Source organism: Methylobacterium mesophilicum SR1.6/6 (genome assembly GCF_000364445.2).
Lineage (GTDB): Bacteria > Pseudomonadota > Alphaproteobacteria > Rhizobiales > Beijerinckiaceae > Methylobacterium > Methylobacterium mesophilicum_A.
In genome coordinates this window covers 4,358,812-4,377,685 of sequence record NZ_CP043538.1, presented here as the reverse complement: position 1 = coordinate 4,377,685, position 18,874 = coordinate 4,358,812, and the positions used below count along the sequence as shown (strand labels likewise).

The 18,874-nt window shown below is 70.1% G+C and carries 16 protein-coding genes; 9 read left to right on the top strand and 7 right to left on the bottom strand.

All coding sequences use genetic code 11. From position 1 onward, the window contains the following. Positions 1-16: 16 nt before the first annotated feature. Together MMSR116_RS20920 and MMSR116_RS20915 are read left to right on the top strand one after the other, a co-directional pair. Positions 17-3,166, top strand: a complete 3,150-nt coding sequence (locus MMSR116_RS20920) for an efflux RND transporter permease subunit (RefSeq protein ID WP_010687090.1) — start codon at positions 17-19, stop codon at positions 3,164-3,166. A gap of 143 nt (positions 3,167-3,309) precedes the next feature. Next, positions 3,310-4,845: an efflux transporter outer membrane subunit gene (locus MMSR116_RS20915; RefSeq protein ID WP_039894774.1), complete on the top strand. Its 1,536-nt coding sequence runs from the start codon at positions 3,310-3,312 to the stop codon at positions 4,843-4,845. A gap of 120 nt (positions 4,846-4,965) precedes the next feature. Here the strand turns inward: MMSR116_RS20915 and MMSR116_RS20910 are convergent, their stop codons facing one another. The 4 genes from MMSR116_RS20910 to MMSR116_RS20895 form a co-directional block, all read right to left on the bottom strand. Continuing rightward, on the bottom strand, positions 4,966-5,757 hold the full coding sequence (locus tag MMSR116_RS20910; protein WP_010687088.1) for a flagellar hook basal-body protein: 792 nt from the start codon (positions 5,755-5,757) through the stop codon (positions 4,966-4,968). 181 nt (positions 5,758-5,938) lie between these two features. After that, entirely contained in the window at positions 5,939-6,421 is a 483-nt protein-coding gene (locus MMSR116_RS20905; RefSeq protein WP_010687087.1) for a secondary thiamine-phosphate synthase enzyme YjbQ, read from the bottom strand. Continuing rightward, the gene (locus tag MMSR116_RS20900; protein ID WP_010687086.1) at positions 6,418-8,136 is read right to left on the bottom strand and encodes a cisplatin damage response ATP-dependent DNA ligase; all 1,719 of its coding nucleotides are present in this window, start codon (positions 8,134-8,136) and stop codon (positions 6,418-6,420) included. Before MMSR116_RS20900 ends, MMSR116_RS20905 begins: the two co-directional genes overlap by 4 nt. Beyond that, positions 8,133-9,194, bottom strand: coding sequence for a ligase-associated DNA damage response exonuclease (locus MMSR116_RS20895; RefSeq protein ID WP_010687085.1), 1,062 nt, complete (start codon positions 9,192-9,194; stop codon positions 8,133-8,135). The genes MMSR116_RS20900 and MMSR116_RS20895 overlap by 4 nt, the downstream gene beginning before the upstream one ends. 68 nt (positions 9,195-9,262) lie before the next feature. Between MMSR116_RS20895 and MMSR116_RS20890 the strand changes: the two genes are divergently transcribed. Then, on the top strand, positions 9,263-10,207 hold the full coding sequence (locus MMSR116_RS20890; RefSeq protein WP_010687084.1) for a methyltransferase: 945 nt from the start codon (positions 9,263-9,265) through the stop codon (positions 10,205-10,207). Positions 10,208-10,275: 68 nt separating this feature from the next. Further along, the gene (locus MMSR116_RS20885; protein WP_010687083.1) at positions 10,276-11,070 is read left to right on the top strand and encodes a YoaK family protein; all 795 of its coding nucleotides are present in this window, start codon (positions 10,276-10,278) and stop codon (positions 11,068-11,070) included. 36 nt (positions 11,071-11,106) lie between these two features. On the opposite strand, the gene arfB is transcribed toward MMSR116_RS20885, so the two are convergent. Continuing rightward, positions 11,107-11,538, bottom strand: a complete 432-nt coding sequence (gene arfB, locus MMSR116_RS20880; RefSeq protein WP_010687082.1) for an alternative ribosome rescue aminoacyl-tRNA hydrolase ArfB — start codon at positions 11,536-11,538, stop codon at positions 11,107-11,109. Positions 11,539-11,763: 225 nt separating this feature from the next. Continuing rightward, positions 11,764-12,054 carry a BolA family protein gene (locus tag MMSR116_RS20875; RefSeq protein ID WP_010687081.1) on the bottom strand — a complete coding sequence of 97 codons (291 nt, stop codon included), beginning with the start codon at positions 12,052-12,054 and terminating at the stop codon, positions 11,764-11,766. Between the two features lie 108 nt (positions 12,055-12,162). On the opposite strand from MMSR116_RS20875, the gene MMSR116_RS20870 reads away from it, so the two are divergent. From MMSR116_RS20870 to cobT, 3 genes are all read left to right on the top strand, one after another. Then, the gene (locus tag MMSR116_RS20870; RefSeq protein ID WP_010687080.1) at positions 12,163-12,783 is read left to right on the top strand and encodes a J domain-containing protein; all 621 of its coding nucleotides are present in this window, start codon (positions 12,163-12,165) and stop codon (positions 12,781-12,783) included. A gap of 311 nt (positions 12,784-13,094) precedes the next feature. Next, positions 13,095-14,078 (top strand): cobaltochelatase subunit CobS, encoded by a 984-nt coding sequence (cobS, locus tag MMSR116_RS20865; protein WP_010687079.1) that lies wholly within the window; start codon positions 13,095-13,097, stop codon positions 14,076-14,078. 154 nt (positions 14,079-14,232) lie between these two features. Beyond that, the gene (gene cobT / locus MMSR116_RS20860; protein WP_010687078.1) at positions 14,233-16,140 is read left to right on the top strand and encodes a cobaltochelatase subunit CobT; all 1,908 of its coding nucleotides are present in this window, start codon (positions 14,233-14,235) and stop codon (positions 16,138-16,140) included. A gap of 287 nt (positions 16,141-16,427) precedes the next feature. Here cobT and rpmB read toward each other — a convergent pair whose 3' ends face one another. Further along, the gene (rpmB, locus tag MMSR116_RS20855) at positions 16,428-16,730 is read right to left on the bottom strand and encodes a 50S ribosomal protein L28 (protein WP_010687077.1); all 303 of its coding nucleotides are present in this window, start codon (positions 16,728-16,730) and stop codon (positions 16,428-16,430) included. Between the two features lie 315 nt (positions 16,731-17,045). Between rpmB and MMSR116_RS20850 the strand changes: the two genes are divergently transcribed. Together MMSR116_RS20850 and MMSR116_RS20845 are read left to right on the top strand one after the other, a co-directional pair. Beyond that, positions 17,046-17,990 carry a DUF3108 domain-containing protein gene (locus MMSR116_RS20850; protein WP_039894773.1) on the top strand — a complete coding sequence of 315 codons (945 nt, stop codon included), beginning with the start codon at positions 17,046-17,048 and terminating at the stop codon, positions 17,988-17,990. A gap of 84 nt (positions 17,991-18,074) precedes the next feature. Further along, entirely contained in the window at positions 18,075-18,365 is a 291-nt protein-coding gene (locus MMSR116_RS20845; RefSeq protein ID WP_010687075.1) for a DUF1330 domain-containing protein, read from the top strand. The last annotated feature ends 509 nt before the right edge of the window (positions 18,366-18,874 follow it).

Genomic DNA, 18,874 nt, shown 5'->3' with positions numbered 1-18,874 from the left:
GCGAGGATCCGGTCCGATGAACGCCCTGATCGCCTTCTCGCTCCGCCAGCGGGTGCTGGTGGTGCTGATGTTCGTGCTGATGCTGGGCATCGGGTACGGCGCCTACACGCAGCTCAACATCGAGGCCTATCCCGATCCGGTCCCGCCGCTCGTCGACGTGATCACCCAGAACCCGGGCCAGTCGGCCGACGAGATCGAGCGCTACATCACGATCCCCCTCGAGGTGGCGCTCGCCGGCATCCCCAACGCCCAGGTGGTGCGGACGATCTCGCTGTTCGGCCTCTCCGACGTGAAGATCCAGTTCAACTACGAATACACGTACGAGGAGGCGCTGCAGCGGGTGCTCAACCGGCTGTCGCAGGCCCCCTCGCTGCCGAACGGAGCCACGCCGCAGATCTCGCCAACGAGCCCGGTGGGCGAGATCATGCGCTACAAGCTGGTCGGCCCGGCGGGCTACTCGCCCACCGACATGAAGACCCTGCAGGACTGGGTGCTGCAGCGCCGGTTCAAGGCGATTCCCGGCGTGGTCGACGTCACCGCCTTCGGCGGCAAGGCCAAGGAATACGAGGTCGCGGTCGACCTGAACCGCCTCCAGGCGCAGGGCCTGACCCTCGTCCAGCTGACCACGGCGCTCAACAACGCCTCGATCAACGTCGGCGGGCAGACGCTCAACGTCGGGCAGCAATCGGCGGTGGTGCGCGGCATCGGCCTGATCCGCGACATGGACGACATCCGGGACACGATGATCAGCCTCGTCAACGGCACGCCCGTGCTGGTGCGCGACGTGGCCGAGGTGCGGGTCTCGAACGCACCGCGACTCGGGATCGTCGGCCACGACGACCAACCCGACATCGTCGAGGGCATCGTGCTCATGAGCCGCGGCGGCAAGAGCCTGCCGACGCTGGAGCGGGTCGAGGCCGAGATCGACAAGATCAACAGCTCCTCGATCCTGCCGCCCGACGTGAAGATCGAGCGGATCTACGACCGGTCCGGACTGATCCACACGACGACCCACACGGTGATGCACAACCTCATCTTCGGCGTGGTGCTGGTCTTCGTGGTGCAGTGGCTGTTCCTCGGCTCGCTGACGAGCGCGATCATCGTGGCGGCGACGATCCCCTTCGCGCTGGGCTTCGCGATCCTGATCCTCGTGGTGCGCGGCGACTCGGCCAACCTCCTGTCGCTCGGCGCCATCGATTTCGGCCTGATCGTCGACGCCACCGTGATCATGGTCGAGAACGTGTTCCGGCACCTCGCCGAGCCCGACCACGTGAAGGGCGACGCGCCGCCCGCCGGGCTGACCGGGCGGCTCGGCACCATCGCGGTCGCGGGCCGGGAGGTGAACCGGGCGATCTTCTTCTCGGCGACGATCATCATCGTGGGCTTCCTGCCGCTGTTCACGATGACCGGCGTCGAGGGCCACATCTTCGGGCCGATGGCCAAGACCTACGCGTACGCGCTGCTGGGCGGTCTGCTCGCGACCTTCACGGTCTCGCCCGCGCTCTCGGCGCTGATCCTGCCCAGGAAGCTGGAGGAGCGCGACACGCTGATCGTGCGGCTCCTGCGCTTCGGGCACGAGCGCATCCTGGCCTTCGGCCTGCGCAACCGCGTGCTGTCGCTCGCCGTGACGCTGGCGATCCTGCTCGTCTCGGGCCTCGTGGCGCGCAATCTCGGCCTGGAATTCCTGCCGCGCCTCGAGGAGGGCAACCTCTACGTGCGCGGGACGATGCCGTCCTCGATCTCGCTGGAGGCCGGCAACGCCTACGTCCAGCGCATGCGCAAGATCTTCCAGGAGGTTCCGGAGGTCACCACGGTCCTGTCCCACCAGGGCCGGCCGAACGACGGCACCGACGCCACCGGCTTCTTCAACGTCGAGATCCTGGCCCCGCTCAAGCCGATCGACCAATGGCGGAAAGGACTCGACAAGGAGACCCTGATCGCCAATCTGAGCAAGCAGCTGGCGGCGGAGTTCCCCGGAATCGAGTTTAACTTCTCGCAGTATATCGAGGACAACGTCCAAGAGGCGGCCTCAGGCGTGAAGGGCGAGAACTCGGTCAAGATCTACGGCAACGACCTCGCGCAGCTCACCAAGACCGCGAACGCCGTGAAGGCGGCGCTCGCCACCGTCCAGGGGGTCACCGACCTGTCGGTGTTCGAGTCCCTCGGCCAGCCGACGGTCCGCATCGACGTGGACCGGCACAAGGCCGCCCGCTACGGCCTGTCGATCGGCGACGTGAACACCACCATCCAGGCGGCGATCGGCGGCCAGACCGCCGGCGACCTCTACGAGTACGGCTCCGACCGCCACTTCCCCATGCGGGTGCGCCTCGCCAAGGAGTATCGCTCGTCGCTCGCCGGCATCCGCAACATCGCGGTGGGCGCCCAGAATCCCAACGGCGGCGTGGTCCAGGTACCGCTCTCCGAAATCGCCGACGTGGACCTCGTGTCGGGGGCCTCGTTCATCTACCGCGAGGACCAGGAACGCTACATCCCGGTGAAGTTCTCGGTGCGCGGTCGCGACCTCGGCAGCGCGGTGCTCGAGGCGCAGCGCAAGGTCGCCGAGGCCGTCGACCTGCCCCCGGGCTACCGGCTGGAATGGGTCGGGCAGTTCACCAACCTGAAGGAAGCGGCCGCCCGCCTCAGCCTCGTGGTGCCGATCACGCTGCTGCTGATCGCACTGCTCCTTTACATCAACTTCTCGTCGGTGGCCGACATGCTGCTGACGCTGTCGGTGATCCCGATGGCGATGATCGGCGGCATCTTCGCCCTGTTCCTGACCGGCACGCCGTTCTCGATCTCGGCGGCGATCGGCTTCATCGCGCTGTTCGGCATCTCCACCATGGAGGGCGTGATCCTGCTCGCCTACTACAACCAGCTCCTCGACGAGGGCTGGAGGCGGCAGGAGGCGGTCTGGCACGCCGCCGTGGTGCGGATGCGCCCGGTGATGATGACCTGCGTGGCCGCCTGCGTGGGCCTGCTGCCGGCCGCCGTCTCCACCGGGATCGGCTCGCAGGTTCAGAAGCCCCTCGCCCTCGTGGTGGTGGGCGGCATCATCCTGGCGCCGAACCTGATCCTCGTGGTCGTGCCGGTGCTGATCTCCCTGTTCTCCCGCCGCCGGCCGAACCCGGACGCGCGGGGGCGGACCGAGCACCGGGCCGCCGCGTGATCCGGTCCGGGCGCCCTCGGGCAATGGTGCGGCGCGTTGCAGGGGCGCCACAAGGCTGGTCCCGCGGGCGGGACTTAGGGACGGCCGGATTGACTTGGACGCGCGCCGGGTCGCTCTACCAAGTCGAGCGGTTCGGGGGCAGGATGGTGAGCTGGGCGCCGGAGAGGTGCGGACGGGCGGCCCTTGTGCTGGCAGCCTCCCTGTCCCTGTCGGCCTGCGCGGTCGGCCCGAACTACGTGCCGGCGGAGGATCCCCCAGTCAGCCGCTACACCAAGGAGCCGCTGAAGAACCCCTCGGCCGCCGACAAGATCCGGACCCGGGCGGGCGGCTCGGCCGACCAGAGCTTCGTCTCCGGCGCCGACATTCCCGGGCAATGGTGGGGCCTGTTCCGCTCGAGGGCGCTGAACCGCCTCGTCGATCAGGCGCTCGCCAACAACCCGACCCTGGAGGCGGCGCAGGCCTCCCTGCGGGTCGCCCAGCAGAACGTGCTCGCCCAGAAGGGCACGCTCTACCCGAGCCTCACCGCGACCCCGCAGATCCAGGGAGCGCTGGCGCCGGGCCTCGACCTGCAATCGCCCCTCAACAACCAGAACCAGTATCTCTACAGCCTGTCCACGCCGCAGGCGGTGGTCTCGTACAATCCGGACGTGTTCGGCGGGAACCGCCGCCAGATCGAGTCGCTCGAGGCCACCACCGAGAACCAGCGCTTCCAGCTGGAGGCCGCCTATCTCAGCCTGACAGGCAACGTGGTGGCGGCCGCGATCCAGGAGGCCTCGCTGCGGGCGCAGATCGACGCGACCCGCAAGGTGATCCAGGCGCAGACCGAGATCCTGCAGCTCTACAACAAGCAGCTCTCGCTGGGTCAGATCGCGGGGGCAGACGTGGTGCAGCAGCAGGCAGCGCTGGCCCTGTCGCAGCAGCTGCTGCCGCCGCTGGAGAAGCAGCTGGCGCAGCAGCGCAACCTGCTCACCGCGCTGGCCGGGCGCCTTCCCTCCGACGAAGTCTCGGAGACCTTCGACCTGTCGGCCCTGCACCTGCCGACCCGGCTCCCGGTCAGCCTGCCCTCGCGGCTGGTTCAGCAGCGCCCCGACGTGAAGGCCGCCGAGGCCCTGGTCCAGCAGGCGAGCGCCAATGTCGGCGTGGCGGTGGCCAACCGCCTGCCGCAGTTCAGCCTGACCGCCACCGGCGGCTCGAGCGCCACGCGGATCGCACAGGTGACCAGTCCCGGTGCGGCGTTCTTCACGATCATCGGTCAGGCGACGGCGCCGATCTTCGATGCCGGCACCCTGTTCCGGCGCCAGCGGGCCTCCGAGGAATCGCTGACGGAGGCGCAGGCGCAGTACAAGGCGACGGTGATCACGGCCTTCCAGAACGTCGCCGACGCCCTGCGGGCGCTCCAGGCCGACGCCAAGGCGGTGGCCGCCGCCGACGCCGCGGTGAGCGCCACGAACCAGAGCCTCGGGCTGATCCGCAAGCAGTACACGGCGGGCGCCGTCACCTCCTCGCAGGTGCTGATCGCCCAGCAGGGATACCTCTCGGCGCTGGTGACTTCGGCGGGTGCGCGCGCCACTCAGTACGCCGACACCGCCGCCCTGTTCGTGGCCCTCGGCGGCGGCTGGTGGAACCGGGCCGACGTGGCACCGCCTCCGCCCGAGAAGGACCCGCTGAAGTTTCTGTAAGACCGTTCCCGGCCGATCGCTTGGGGGCCGCCGTCCTTCCGAGCGCAGCGAAGCGACGGCGGGGCGGGACGCACGGCCGAAGCGTTCGACCGGACACCCTATGACGCCCCTAGGACCGCCTCAGGTGTACATCGCGATGGCGTCCTGGAGCATCTGGTCGGTGGTGCTCATGACCTTCGTGTTGGCCGTATAGGCCTGCTGGGTCTCGATCATCTTGGAGAACTGATCGGCGATCCCGGCATTCGACTGCTCGACCGAGCCGGCGGCGATGGTGGCGCCGTTCAGGCCGTAGCTCGGCGTGCCCGACTTGTCGGTGGCCACGTAGGTGCCGCCGTCGAGGGAGGCGAGATTGTCCTGCAGGCCGAATTGCGCGAGCGTGAGCGTGCCCAGCGGTACCGAACTGCCGTTTGCGGCCGTTCCGGTGAGCGTACCGGCGGGCGAGACCGTGAGGCTCGACAGGGTGTTGGCGCCGGTCGGGACCTGCACCGGGCCGCTCGCCGAAGGGCCGGCGAACAGGTAGTAGCCCGCGCCGTTGGTGAGGTAGCCGTTCGCGTCCGGCGTGAAGTCGCCGCGGCGCGTATAGCCGGTCTGACCGGTGAAGCTCGGGCTCTGGTCCGTGCCGGTGTTCTCCCGGACGATGAAGTAGCCGTTGCCCGAGATCGCGAGGTTGGTCGACACGCCGGTCGACTGCACCGTGCCCTGGATGTTGAGGCTGTTGCGCGTGCTGGACGAGACGCCACCGGCCGGCTGCATGCCGCCCTCGGTCTGGGCCAGCATGTCGGCGAAGCTCGTCTCGGTGGACTTGAAGCCCGCCGTCTGGGTGTTGGCGATGTTCCCCGAGATGTTGTTCAGGGCGAGGGACTGCGCCGAGGCGCCGGAAATCGAGTTCGAGAGCGCAGCGAAAAGGCCCATCGGGGTCTCCGTTCGCGAGACCGGCAGGGCAGCCGACCCGACGGAGAATCATAAGCGCCCGATATGGTTAATCGTCCGTGTGCGGCGGTCTGTTGCCGCCCCTGCCGCCGATGCGGCCGCGCTGAGCCGGCCGGCACACCGCCGTCCTTGCGGGCGGACCGAATCGATGACGGCGCGGACTTCACGCGCCGATCGCGCTCAGCACGATCTCCCGCCGGTGCGGCCGATCACGATGCTCGATCAGGTAGATCCCCTGCCACGTGCCGAGCGCGAGGCGGCCGTCGACCAGCGGGATGGTGAGGGCCGAATCGGTGACCAGCGTGCGGATATGGGCCGGCATGTCGTCCGGCCCCTCGGCGCCGTGGACGTAGCCGGCGTGCCGCGGCGCGAACCCGTCGAGCGCCGCCATCAGGTCCGTCTGGACGTCGGGATCGGCATTCTCCTGGATGGTCAACGAGGCCGAGGTGTGCCGGCAGAACACCGTCACGAGACCGTCCTGGACGCCGCTGCCGCGCACGAAATCCGACACCGCGGCGGTGAAATCCGTGAAGCCCTGCCCCGGGGTCGCGATGGCGAGGCGCCCGCTCGCGTGGCGCTCCACCGGGCCCGCGGCCAACGCCTCCACCGGCCCGATCTTGCCCTCTCGGTTGATCCCCTGCCTCATGCGGACTTCTCCATCAGGGTCGCGCCGGGCGCGATCTCGCGCTCGCCGCGGGCGAGGATGCGCTCCAGCACGTCGATCCGGTCGGCCTCAGCGGGGGGCTTGTCCCAGCGGATGCGGCTGACCCGGGGGAAGCGCATCGCCACCCCGGACTTGTGACGGGTCGAGCGCTGCACGCCCTCGAAGGCGATCTCCAGCACGAGGCCGGCGTCGCGCCCGTGGGCGACCTCGCGCACCGGGCCGAAGCGCTTGGTGGTGTTGTTGCGGACGTAGCGGTCGAGCTTGGCGAGTTCCGCGTCGGTGAAGCCGTGATAGGCCTTGCCCACCGGCACAAGCTCGTCCCCGCCCTCGGGCGCCGCGCGCCAGACTCCGAACGTGTAGTCCGAGTAGAAGGACGAGCGCTTCCCATGCCCCCGCTGGGCGTACATCATCACGGCATCGACGATGTGGGGCTCGCGCTTCCACTTCCACCATGGCCCCTTGGGTCGCCCTGGCAGGTAGGGGCTGTTCAGGCGCTTGAGCATCACACCCTCAATGGCATCGGCGTCCTCGCCGGCCCCCACGGAGGCGGGGTCGGCCCGCGCGGCGGCCAGCGCCTCCCAATCCGCGAACGGCACGCGCGGCGAGATATCGATCCGGGCATGGTCGAGGCGCGTGACGAGGGCCTCGAGCTTCGCCCGCCGGGCCGCGAAGGGCTCAGGCCTCAGGTCCTCACCGTCGAGGGTGAGGAGGTCGTAGGCCCGGACATGGGCAGGGAACTCCTCGAGGAGCTTTGCCGTGACGGCCTTCCGGTTCAGCCGCTGCTGCAGCACGTTGAAGCTCTGCACCCGCCGCTCGCGCAGGATCAGCAGTTCGCCGTCGAGCGCGCCCGCGAAGGTGATGGCCTCGGCGAGATCCGGGAACGCCCCGGTGATGTCCTCACCGGTGCGGGAATAAACCTTTCCGACCTGCTCGCCGGCCCGGTCGAGTCCGCCGACGAGCTGGACGCGGATGCCGTCCCACTTCCACTCGGCCGAGAACGCCTCGGCCTCAAGCTTCTCGAGGTCGGCCTCCTCCTCGATCGGGTGTGACAGCATCGGGGGCCGGAACGGGGCCGGGTTCAGGGTCTCCGGGCGCTCACCCCGTCCCTCGACCCAGGCGAACAGGGTCTCGAATGGCGGTGTCAGCCCGTGCCAGACCTCCTCGACAGCGTCCGCATCGTGGCCGCCCAGCGCGCCCACCGCGGTCTTGGCGAGCCGCGCTGAGACGCCGACGCGGAGGTTGCCGGTGACGAGCTTCAGGAGCGCCCAGCGGCCGGTCTCGTCGAGGGCATCGAGCCATTCGGCGAGGTGGCGGGGCAGCTCGCGTTTGGGGATGGTCGCCAGTGTCTCGACGACCTCCGCCAGGGTCGGGACGTGCGGCGGCGGGTTGTTGTGGCCCGGGCCCGGTTCCCGCGGCGCCTCCGGCCGCCCCGGCCAGATCAGCGCCGTCGTCTCCGCGAGATCCCCGACATAGTTGTGCGACAGCCGGAACAGCACCGGATCGATCCGCTCCTCCACCAGGCCGCGGATGAGGGCCGGCTTGGCTTCGCGAAAGCTCAAGGTGCCCGTCATGGCGCCGAGCGCGAAGCCTCGTTCCGGATCGGGTGTGCGGGAAAAGTAATCCTGCAGCATCCGCAGCTTGGCATTGCGTCGCGGCTCGTAGGCGAGGCGGTCCAGCAGGTGGGCGAACTCGTTCACGCCGCTGCCTCCGCGTCAGCCCCTGGGCTGCCTTCAGCGGCAACTTCGGCTTCCCCGTCGTCGCCGTATCCCAGCAGGTGGAGCGGCCGGGCCCTGATGCCCTGCGTGCCGCACCAGTGGACCAGCGCGTCCTCCTGCCCGTGCGTGACCCAGACCTCGCCGGCACCGGTGTCGCGGATGGTGCGGCACAGGTCCGGCCAGTCGGAATGGTCGGAGATCACCAGCGGCAGCTCGACGCCCTTCTGCCGGGCGCGGGCCCGCACCCGCATCCAGCCCGAGGCGAAGCAGGTGACCGGATCCGGAAACTTCCGGGACCACAGATCCTGGATCGACGAGGGCGGGCAGATCACGATCGCCCCGTGCAGATCCTTGCGCTCGGCGGCCACCACCTTCGGCGTGTCGCCCAGCGGGATCCCCTCCTCCTTGTAGAGGGCGGTGAGCTTCTCCATGGCCCCGTGCAGATGGATCGGCCGGTCCCAGCCTTCCTCCCGCAGGAGCGCCATCACCCGCTGCGCCTTGCCGAGCGCGTAGGCGCCGACGATGTGCGCCCGCTCGGGGAACAGCTTCACCGATTCGAGGAGCTTGCGGACCTCGCCCCGTGTGTCGGGGTGGGTGAAGACCGGCAGACCGAAGGTCGCCTCGGTGATGAAGACATCGCAGGGCACCACTTCGAAGGGCAGGCAGGTCGGGTCCGGCGCGCGCTTGTAGTCGCCCGAGACCACCACGCGGGCTCCCTCGCGCTCGATGGCGATCTGTGCGGAGCCGAGGACGTGCCCGGCTGGGGCGAAGCGCACGGTCACGTCGCCCACGGACAAAGCCTCGCCGAGCCGGGCCTCCTGCCGCTGGCGGCAGAACTCCGCGCCGTAGCGCACCGCCATGATCCGCAGGGTCTCGGGCGTCGCCAGCACCTGGCCGTGCCCGGACCGGGCGTGGTCGGCATGGCCGTGGGTGATCAGCGCACGCTCCACCGGCCAGGTCGGATCGACGTGGAAGCGACCGAGGGGGCAGTAGAGCCCCTCGCGGGTCAGGGTGAGGAGTTCGCTGGCGCGTGTCGGCATCGGGTCCGTGCTGCCGGTGGAGTCCGCCGGTGGCCCCGGTATATAGGCGCCCCCGACCCGGCAGACGCATGGCCTCGCACCTCAGTTCCGGCGACCTCCTCGCCGACCGCCGCTATCGCTACGCGGAAGCCTGCCTGGCGGATGGCGACTTCACCGGGGCCGCCGACCTCGCCGAGCAGGCCCTGGAGATCGCGCCGCGCTACGCGCCGGCTTGGCTGCTCCTGGGGCGGGCCCGGGAGGCGTTGGCGGCGGAGGGCGCCCCGGACCTGCGGGACGCCGCCGCCCGTGCCTATGCCCACGCCCTCGCCATCGACCCCGGCGACACACTGGGTGTGCGGGCGCACCTGACGCGCCTGAAGCCGGCCGGCGGCCTGCCGGTCCTCTCCGCCGCCCATATCCGGGCCCTGTTCGACGGCTACGCCCCGCGCTTCGAGCGGCACCTCGTGGAAGGCTTGGGGTATGTCGGTCCGCAATGCATCCGCGACGCCCTGCCGGCGGATCCGGAGCGGTTCGCGATCGTACTCGATCTCGGCTGCGGTACCGGCCTGATGGGCGCGGCGATCCGCGACCGGGCCGAGCATCTCGTCGGCATCGATGTCTCGCCGGGGATGCTGACCCGGGCACGCGACAGGCTCTGGCGGGATCGCCCGCTCTACGACCGCCTCGTCGAGGACGAGGTGATCGCCTTCCTGGCCGGCGAGCCGCAGGGATCCGCGGATCTCTGTCTCGCCGCCGACGTGCTGATCTACGTGGCGGATCTCGGCGCCTTCCTGGCGGGGATCGGCCGGATCTTGCGACCCGGAGGGCTGGGGGCGGTCACCGTGCAATCCCACGACGGGGCCGGGACCGTCCTGGGTCCGGACGGGCGCTACGCCCATGCCGACCGGCATCTCGCCGACACGGCCGCCGCGGCCGGCCTCGACCTCGTCGCGCTGCGCCCGGCGAGCATCCGCCGGGAGGCCGGCCGGCCGGTGCCCGGCCGCGTCGTTGTGTTGCGCCGCACCGCGGCATGAAACCGCTTGGCTGTTCGTCCATTGTCAGTCGGTCGCGACAGGCGCGACCGCTGCATCGGGGGATCAGCATGGCGGATTACGGCAGTCGGACCGGTATTGGCACGCCTGAGCGAAAGCCCGAGCCTCCGGCGGACAAGTCCTTCCCGGCCGATCCGCGAACCCGGATCCCCTTCGCCATCGCCCTCGCTGCACTGGCCGGCTGCGCCGATTCCATCGGCTTCCTGGAATTCTCGCAGCTGTTCATGTCCTTCATGTCGGGCAACACGACGCGCTTCGGCGTGGCGGTGTCGAACGGCGATTGGGAGAACGTCACCCGAGTCGCCAGCACCATCAGCATCTTCTGCTTCGGCGCCTTCCTGGGAACGCTGATCGCCGCCTGGGTCGGCCGTTGGCGGCTCGCCGTCCTCCTGACCATCCAGGCACTCCTGCTGGCCGGCGGCCTTCTGATGCCGTGGGGCACCTTCGCCTATCCGCTGCATGCCTATCCGATCGTTCTCGCCTTGGGCCTCCAGAACGCGACGCTTCAGGACGAGGGCGGCCGCTCCCTGGCGCTGACCTACGTCACAGGCGCGGTCGTCCGTTTCGGGACGGGCTGCGCCAACCTGCTGCTCGGTACCGTCGCCCCGTCCTTCTGGATCCAGGCCCCGCTCTGGGCGGGCCTCAGCACTGGCGCGGTGATCGGCGGTCTCCTCGATATCCGCTACGGCGAGTCGGCCTTCCTGTTCCCGGCCGCGCTCGCCGCCATCCTGGCGCTGATCGCCATCGCCCTCACGCTCGCCAAGCCGGGCAGCACGTTGGTGGCGGGCTCGTCGCCGGCCCCCGATGCCAGCCCGAAGGCCGAGGTGATCGACGCCATCCATTGAGGCGGCCATTGGGCCGCCACCGAGGCGGCCTGCCCGTCAGCTGTCAGAGTCCCTGACGCTGCCGCGTCCCTGCTTGATCGTGGCGCGATTCTTCTTGGCCCCGATGCGCCGCTCCTGCGAACCCCGCGTCGGCTTCGTCGGGCGGCGGATCGGCGGGGGCGGCTTGGCGGCCTCCGCGACCAGATCGATCAGGCGCTGCAGGATCTCGGCCCGGTTGCGCTCCTGGGTGCGGTGGCGCTGCCCTGTCAGGACGAGGACCCCATCCTTGGTCATCCGTCGCCCGGCCAAGCGGACGAGGTTCGCCTTGACCCGATCGTCCACGGCCGGCGACGCGAAAACCGGCCAGCGGAGTTGCACCGCGGTCTCGACCTTGTTGACGTTCTGGCCGCCCGCGCCCGAGGCCCGCAGGAAAGACAGCTCGATCTCATCGTCCGCGATGGCGATGCGCGGTGTCACCCGCAGGGGCATGGCGCTCTCCCGGATAGGGTCACGGTCGCCCGCTCATCTGGCGCGCGGCCCTGGATCCGGCAGGTGCCGATCGGCGCGCGCATCACCATATCCCGTCTCCACCCCCGTCCCACCGTCAGAGCGACCCGCCGCGTCACCACGGATGCAGCCAAGCGACCCGGTGTAGCGCACCCATTCCGAACGCGGTGCCGGCTGGATCGCTGCGCTCCGCTCGCAGAAACGGTGTCAGGCGGCCTCGGCCGGCGTACGCGCCCGCAGTGCGAGGGCGTGCAAGCCCCGCTTGAACGCGTCGTCGAGCAGCGCGTTCACCAAGCGGTGCCGCTCCACCCGGCTCTTGCCCTCGAATGCCGCCGCGACGATGTCGAGCCGGTAATGGGTCTCGCCCCCCGGCCGTGCTCCGGCATGGCCGGCATGCAGATGCGACTCGTCGATCACGTCGAGGCGCGCCGGTGCGAGCTGTTCCCGCAGCCGCGCCTCCATCCAGTCCCGCAGGGTGCCGCCCGCTCCGTCAGCCATCGCGCCTCGCGTCGTGTTCGTGCGTGTCCGTCAAGCCCGATCTCGCGCATGCGTCATCAGGCCCGGTGCCCTTGTGTCTCAGGTCCGCCCCCTCATAATCGGCCCGTCATGGATCTCAACTCGCGCCTGTTCGACAGCATCCGGATCAAACCGTCCTGCGACGAGCCGAAGGCCGCGGCCGAGGCCGTCTGCGAGAGTCCGGGCTGCACGCAGCCGGGCCTGTACCGGGCGCCGAAGGGCCGGAAGGCGGAAGGCCAGTACTGGCGCTTCTGCATCGATCATGTCCGCGCCTACAACGCCAGCTACAACTATTTCGACGGCATGAACGATGCCGCCGTGCAGGCCTATCAGAAGGACGCGATCATCGGTCACCGCCCGACCTGGGCGATGGGGGTGAACAAGGCGGGCGAGAAACCCGCCAGCGAGCCTGCGCGCGACTGGGCCTATGTCGATCCTCTCGGCATCCTGCGCGGCGAGGGCGTCGGCGAGGCGCGCCGCCGCGCCCGCCAGCCCGAGCCGCCGAAGCCCCGCCACTCGGCCACGGTCCGCCGGGCCCTCGACGTGATGGGACTTGAGGAGGGCGCGGATTCGGCCGCCATCAAGGCGCAGTACAAGGTGCTGGTGAAGCGCTTCCACCCGGATGCCAACGGCGGCGACCGCTCCTTCGAGGAGCGGTTGCGCGACATCATCCGGGCCCACGATGTCCTGCGCGCGGCCGGGCTCTGCTGACCCGTACTCCCCCAAGGCGGACGCCGGCTCGGCGCGAGACGCGGCCCGAGCAGAGTGCGTCATAAGAGGACCATGACGCCGTTCGCGAGCGCGAACGGCTTCAACGGCACGAAGGATGCAGGCCGGGTTGCATCCAGGATAGGGCAAACCGCGCGGCGCAGCCCTATATGGGGGCGATGCCGGTCGGTGGCGCCCGAACGCGCCGCCGTCTAAGGAGGACTCCGCCCCGCCGCGGAGGCCCGGCTCGACGTTCTTCCGCGCGGATGCTTCACTGTTTGGGAGTGAAGCGCCCGCGCCTCACGAGGTTCCGAATGCTCTCTGACGCTACGCAAGCCGCGCTGCCCGACCGCACCGTCTCCGTCCGCGATGTCTTCGGCATCGATCTCGACCTCAAGGTGCCGGCCTTCGCCGAGCCCGAGGAGCACGTGCCGGATGTCGACCCGGACTACATCTTCGATCGGGAGACGACGCTCGCGATCCTGGCCGGCTTCGCCCGCAACCGCCGCGTGATGGTCACCGGCTACCACGGCACCGGCAAGTCGACCCATATCGAGCAGGTCGCCGCCCGGCTGAACTGGCCGTGCATCCGGATCAACCTCGACAGCCACGTCTCGCGCATCGACCTCGTCGGCAAGGACGCCATCGTCCTCCAGGACGGCAAGCAGGTCACCGCCTTCCAGGACGGCATCCTGCCCTGGGCGCTGCAGAACAACGTCGCGCTGGTATTCGACGAGTACGATGCCGGCCGCCCGGACGTGATGTTCGTGATCCAGCGCGTGCTGGAGCTGTCGGGCCGGCTGACGCTCCTCGACCAGAAGCGCGTGATCCGCCCGCACCCGGCCTTCCGGCTGTTCGCCACCGCCAATACGGTCGGCCTCGGCGACACGTCGGGCCTCTATCACGGCACCCAGCAGATCAACCAGGGCCAGATGGACCGGTGGTCGATCGTCACCACGCTGAACTACCTGCCGCACGACCGCGAGGTCGACATCGTGCTCTCGAAGGCCACCCACTATCGGGGCGACCAGGGCCGCGACATCGTCAACCGCATGGTGCGCGTGGCGGATCTCACCCGCAACGCCTTCATGAACGGCGACCTCTCCACCGTCATGAGCCCGCGCACGGTGATCACCTGGGCCGAGAACGCCGACATCTTCAAGGATATCGGCTTCGCCTTCCGGGTGACGTTCCTCAACAAGTGCGACGAGCTGGAGCGGACGCTGGTGGCCGAATTCTATCAGCGCGCCTTCGGCAAGGAGCTGCCCGAGAGCGCGGTGAACGTCGCGCTGAGCTGACCCGCATGGAGGAGGTCGTGGCGCGCGGGATCGGGGTGACTGCATCGGGCTCTGCCCGCGCCGCCCCGTTCGCGCGCGCCACGCCGTCGCTTCCTTCGGCCGGGACGAGATCCTGACCCGCCCCTTCGCGTCCGACGACGACCGGTAGCCGCGCATGTCCATCTCCAACCGCAAGCCCGGCGAGCGCCGTGAACCCGTGGCCGAGCCCCTGAAGCGCTCGGTGGCCGGGTGCCTGCGCGCCATCGCCCGACGCGCCGAGGTCGAGGTCACCTACGCCACCGACCGGCCGGCGCTCACCGGCGACAAGGCCCGGCTGCCCGAGCCCCCGCGCAAGCTCTCGGCGCAGGACGTCGCGGTGCTGCGGGGCAACGCCGACGCCATGGCGCTGCGGCTCGGCTGCCACGACGTGGCCGTCCACCGCCGCCTCGCCCCCGAGAACGCCGCCGCGCGGGCGGTTTACGACGCGGTCGAGCAGGCCCGGGTCGAGGCGATCGGCTCGCGGCGGATGGCGGGCGTCGCCAGCAACATCTCGGCGATGCTGGAGGACCGCTATCACCGCGGCGGCAAGTACGAGACCATCACAGACCGGGCCGACGCCCCTATGGAGGACGCCGTCGCCCTGATGGTGCGCGAGCGCCTGACCGGCCAGAAGCCGCCCGAGGCCGCCTCCAAGATCGTCGAGCTGTGGCGCGAGCATATCGAGGCCAAGGCCGGACCGAATCTCGACGGGTTGCTCGGCTCCATCGAGGATCAGCGCAAGTTCGCCCGCTCGGTGCGCGACCTCCTCACGTCCCTCGACATGTCGGACGAGACGCCGTTCGACGCCGAGGACGACGAGAACGACGACGAGAACGAGGCCCAGGACGACGAGCAGAATCCGAGCGAGGGCGACTCGGAGGAGAAGAGCCAGGGCGAGCGCGCCGAGATCGAGACCTCCGAGGAGGCCTCCGACGAGATCGAGGAAGGCGCCCAGGAATCCGCTGACGCGCCGTCCGGAGAATTGCCCGAGGAGGCCGAGGACGCCGATTCCGAGGAGGCCTCGGAGGCGTCGCGCCCGCCGCAGCGGCAGGGCAACGAGGCCCGCGGGCCCGAGTACCGGGTGTTCAATCCCCGGTTCGACGAGGTCATCCACGCCGAGGAGTTGTGCGACGCCGACGAGCTGTCGCGCCTGCGCTCCTACCTCGACAAGCAGCTCTCGCACCTGCAGGGCGTGGTCGGGCGCCTCGCCAACCGCCTGCAGCGGCGGCTGCTCGCCCAGCAGAACCGGGCCTGGGATTTCGACTTGGAGGAGGGTCAGCTCGACCCGGCGCGCCTCGTGCGCGTCGTCATCGACCCGTACCAGCCCCTCTCCTTCAAGCAGGAGAAGGACACGAATTTCCGCGATACGGTGGTCACGCTGCTCCTCGACAATTCCGGCTCGATGCGCGGCCGGCCGATCACCGTGGCGGCGACCTGCGCCGACATCCTGGCGCGGACGCTGGAGCGCTGCGGCGTGAAAGTGGAGATCCTGGGCTTCACCACCCGGGCCTGGAAGGGCGGTCAGAGCCGCGAGGCGTGGCTCGCCGCCGGCAAGCCACCGAATCCCGGCCGCCTGAACGACCTGCGCCACATCGTCTACAAGGCCGCGGACGCCCCTTGGCGGCGGGCGCGCAAGAACCTCGGGCTGATGATGCGCGAGGGGCTGCTGAAGGAGAACATCGACGGCGAGGCGCTCGACTGGGCGCACAAGCGCCTGCTCGGGCGGCCGGAGCAGCGCAAGATCCTGATGGTGATCTCGGACGGCGCGCCGGTGGACGATTCGACCCTCTCGGTGAATGCCGGCAACTACCTGGAGCGCCACCTGCGCTGGATGATCGAGGAGATCGAGACGCGCTCGCCGGTGGAACTCCTGGCCATCGGCATCGGCCACGACGTGACCCGGTACTATCGCCGCGCCGTGACGATCATCGACGCCGAGGAACTCGGTGGCGCGATGACCGAGAAGCTGGCCGAGTTGTTCGAGGAGGACGGTGCGCCCGCGCCGACGAGCCGGATGCTGCGCGCGGCCGGCGGGCGACGGTGATCGCCGGCCGGCCGGAGCGGCCGCTGCCGCTCCGCCTTTTGCCTCATCCGATTCAGAACCTCATCTTGAGGTGCCGGAGCGCAGCGGAGGCCTCGAAAGAGCCCTCCAGATAGCACCGCGATTCCTGGAGCCCTCCCTGGAGGCCCGCTGACGCGGGCACCTCAGGATGAGGGTGTGGTCGGAATTGCACGGATCGATGGCCCGCCACGCGCAAGCGGAAGCCGCCGTAGCCCAGGGGCTGCGGCGGCTCGAACCGTCCGACGAAAGGGGGCGCGAAGCCCGCGGGCTCAGGCCGCGGCGGGCTGGGTCTCGGCGAGCTTCTTGTGGATCTCGCGCTTCAGCAGGCGCGCGGTCTGCGAGAGGTCACCCTCGCCGGCCTTGATCAGGAAGGCGTCGAGGCCGCCGCGGTGCTCAACCGAGCGCAGGGCGTGGGCGGTGACCCGCAGGCGGACGCGCTTGCCCAGCGCGTCGGACTGCAGGGTGACGTTGCACAGGTTCGGCAGGAACCGGCACTTGGTCTTGCGGTTCGAGTGGCTCACGAGGTGGCCGACCTGAACGGCCTTGCCGGTGAGTTCGCAGCGGCGCGCCATGATGACTTAAGATCCCGTCTCGTTCCGCTCGATGAAGACCCGATCGCGGCCGGCGCGATCGTCGTCGCAGCGGGCGGCGCCCATTGCGTGTTCCAGGTCCGGCGGAGTCCTGTTGAAGGCGCGAGCCTATAGGCGACGCAGGTGCGTTGCGTCAAGGTCCGCGGCGGCAAGCTGAGCGCGGCGGAGCCCCAACGGTCTGTTAACCACGATGCCGGGATATAGCCGTACTCCGCCCGCAGGAAGGCACCGCACCGCCTGAGACGGGCGTGGCCGAGCGGGCATCGGGGCCCGACCTCCTGGGATGCGATCCGGATCATGAGCGCCACGCCTGTCCGTCGGACGATCAAGCCCGTGACCCTGCGTCCCCTCGGACGGGTCGTCGGCGCCGTCCTCGCCGTCGCGGCCCTGGCCGGCCCGGCGGAGGCGCGGGCGCGGGCAAAGCGGCCGGGGGCGGCGGCGCCCGCCACGGTGGCGGTCGATTACAGCATCAATCTCGCGGGCCTGCCGATCGGCACCGCGCGGCTCGCCGGCTCCTTCGACCGCGACCGCTACCTCATGGACGTGTCGGCGACGCTCACCGGCCTCGTCGGCGCCATCACGGGCGGCCGGGGCTCGGCCCGGGCCTCCGGAACCTTCGCGGCAGCGCCCCAGCCCGGCGCCTTCTCGATCGCCACGCACACGGCGAGTTCCGGGATCGCCGTGCGCATGGCTCTGGCCCACGGAAACGTGGTCCAGTCCGAGATCGCGCCGCCGCTCGTCGACATGCAGGACCGCGTGCCGGTCACAGCCGCCAACAAGCGCGGCATCCTCGATCCGGTGAGCGCCCTGCTGATGCCGACGCAGGGACGCGGCGAGCCCCTGGACCCGGACAACTGCAACCGGACCCTGCCGGTCTTCGACGGCGCCACCCGGTTCAACGTGCTGCTGAGCTACGCCGAGACGCGGCCCGTGCAGAAGCCGGGCTATGCCGGACAGGTCCTCGTCTGCAACGCCCGCTACCAAGCAGTGGCGGGCCACCGTCCGGACCGGCCGGGGGTGAAGTTCATGGAGGAGAACCGGGAGATGTCGGTCTGGCTCGCGCCGGTCGCGGGGACACGGGCGCTGATTCCGCTGCGCATCTCGGTCCTCACCACGGTCGGCACGAACATCATCGAGGCGATGCGCTGGACCCAGAGCGGCGCCGCCGAGACCATCGGGACGGCCGGAGCCGCCCCCGCGGCCAGCGGCGACGTCGCGCAGGCGAGCCTGCCCGGGCAATAGCGCCGCCGTTGCGCCGCCTTTGACCGGCGGCCGATTTCCCGGCACGCCTGCGGGGCGCGGCCGCCGCGCCAGGGAGGCCTGACAATGCCCAAGGGCTACATCATCGTCCGGATGACGGTCACCGACCCGGAGACCTACAAGGACTACGCCGCCATGGCCTCCGAGGCCATGCGCAAGTACGGCTGCAAGCCGCTGGTCCGCGGCGGCCGCTGCGAGGCGCTGGAGGGCGAGGGCCGGCCGCGCAACGTCGTGCTGGAGTTCGAGTCCTACGAGGCCGCCCGCACCTACTACTTCTCACCCGAGTATCAGGCCGCCGTCGAGAAGCGCAGGCCCGCGGGAATCGGCGAGGTGGTGCTGGTCGAAGGCGTGGATTGAGCCGCCTCCGACCGCGAGGACGGCCGTCGGGGATGAAATCTTCACCGGCCGGGCGATAATTCGTGGATGCGCGTGCCCGTCCTCCGAATCGTCCCGGTCCTGATCGCCCTCGCCGGCCCGGCGGCCGCGGACCGGCTGAGCGCCGGCACCGCTGAAGCCGGATGCGGCGGCGATGCGTCCTCGTCGGCTGAAGTGATCGAGCATCGCCCGCCCCGCCGCGGTCCGCTGACCGCGAATGCCGACACGCTCTGCGCCGACCTCGCACCCCAGCCGGGCACGCCGACGACGCAGATAGACATCTACCCGATGATCACGCCGCAGGTTGGGCCTGGAGGCTTTGGCCCCGGAAGCGTTGGACCTGGCGGCGTTGGACCTGGCGGCGGCGGCATCCCATATGGGGGACGACCCATCCGGCCCTATCGTCCCTGACGCGACCGGCCGACAGAACCCCTCCCCGCCCGCGCCCTGACGGCGCCGCGACGGCCTTCTCATCCGAAGGAACCGCCGAC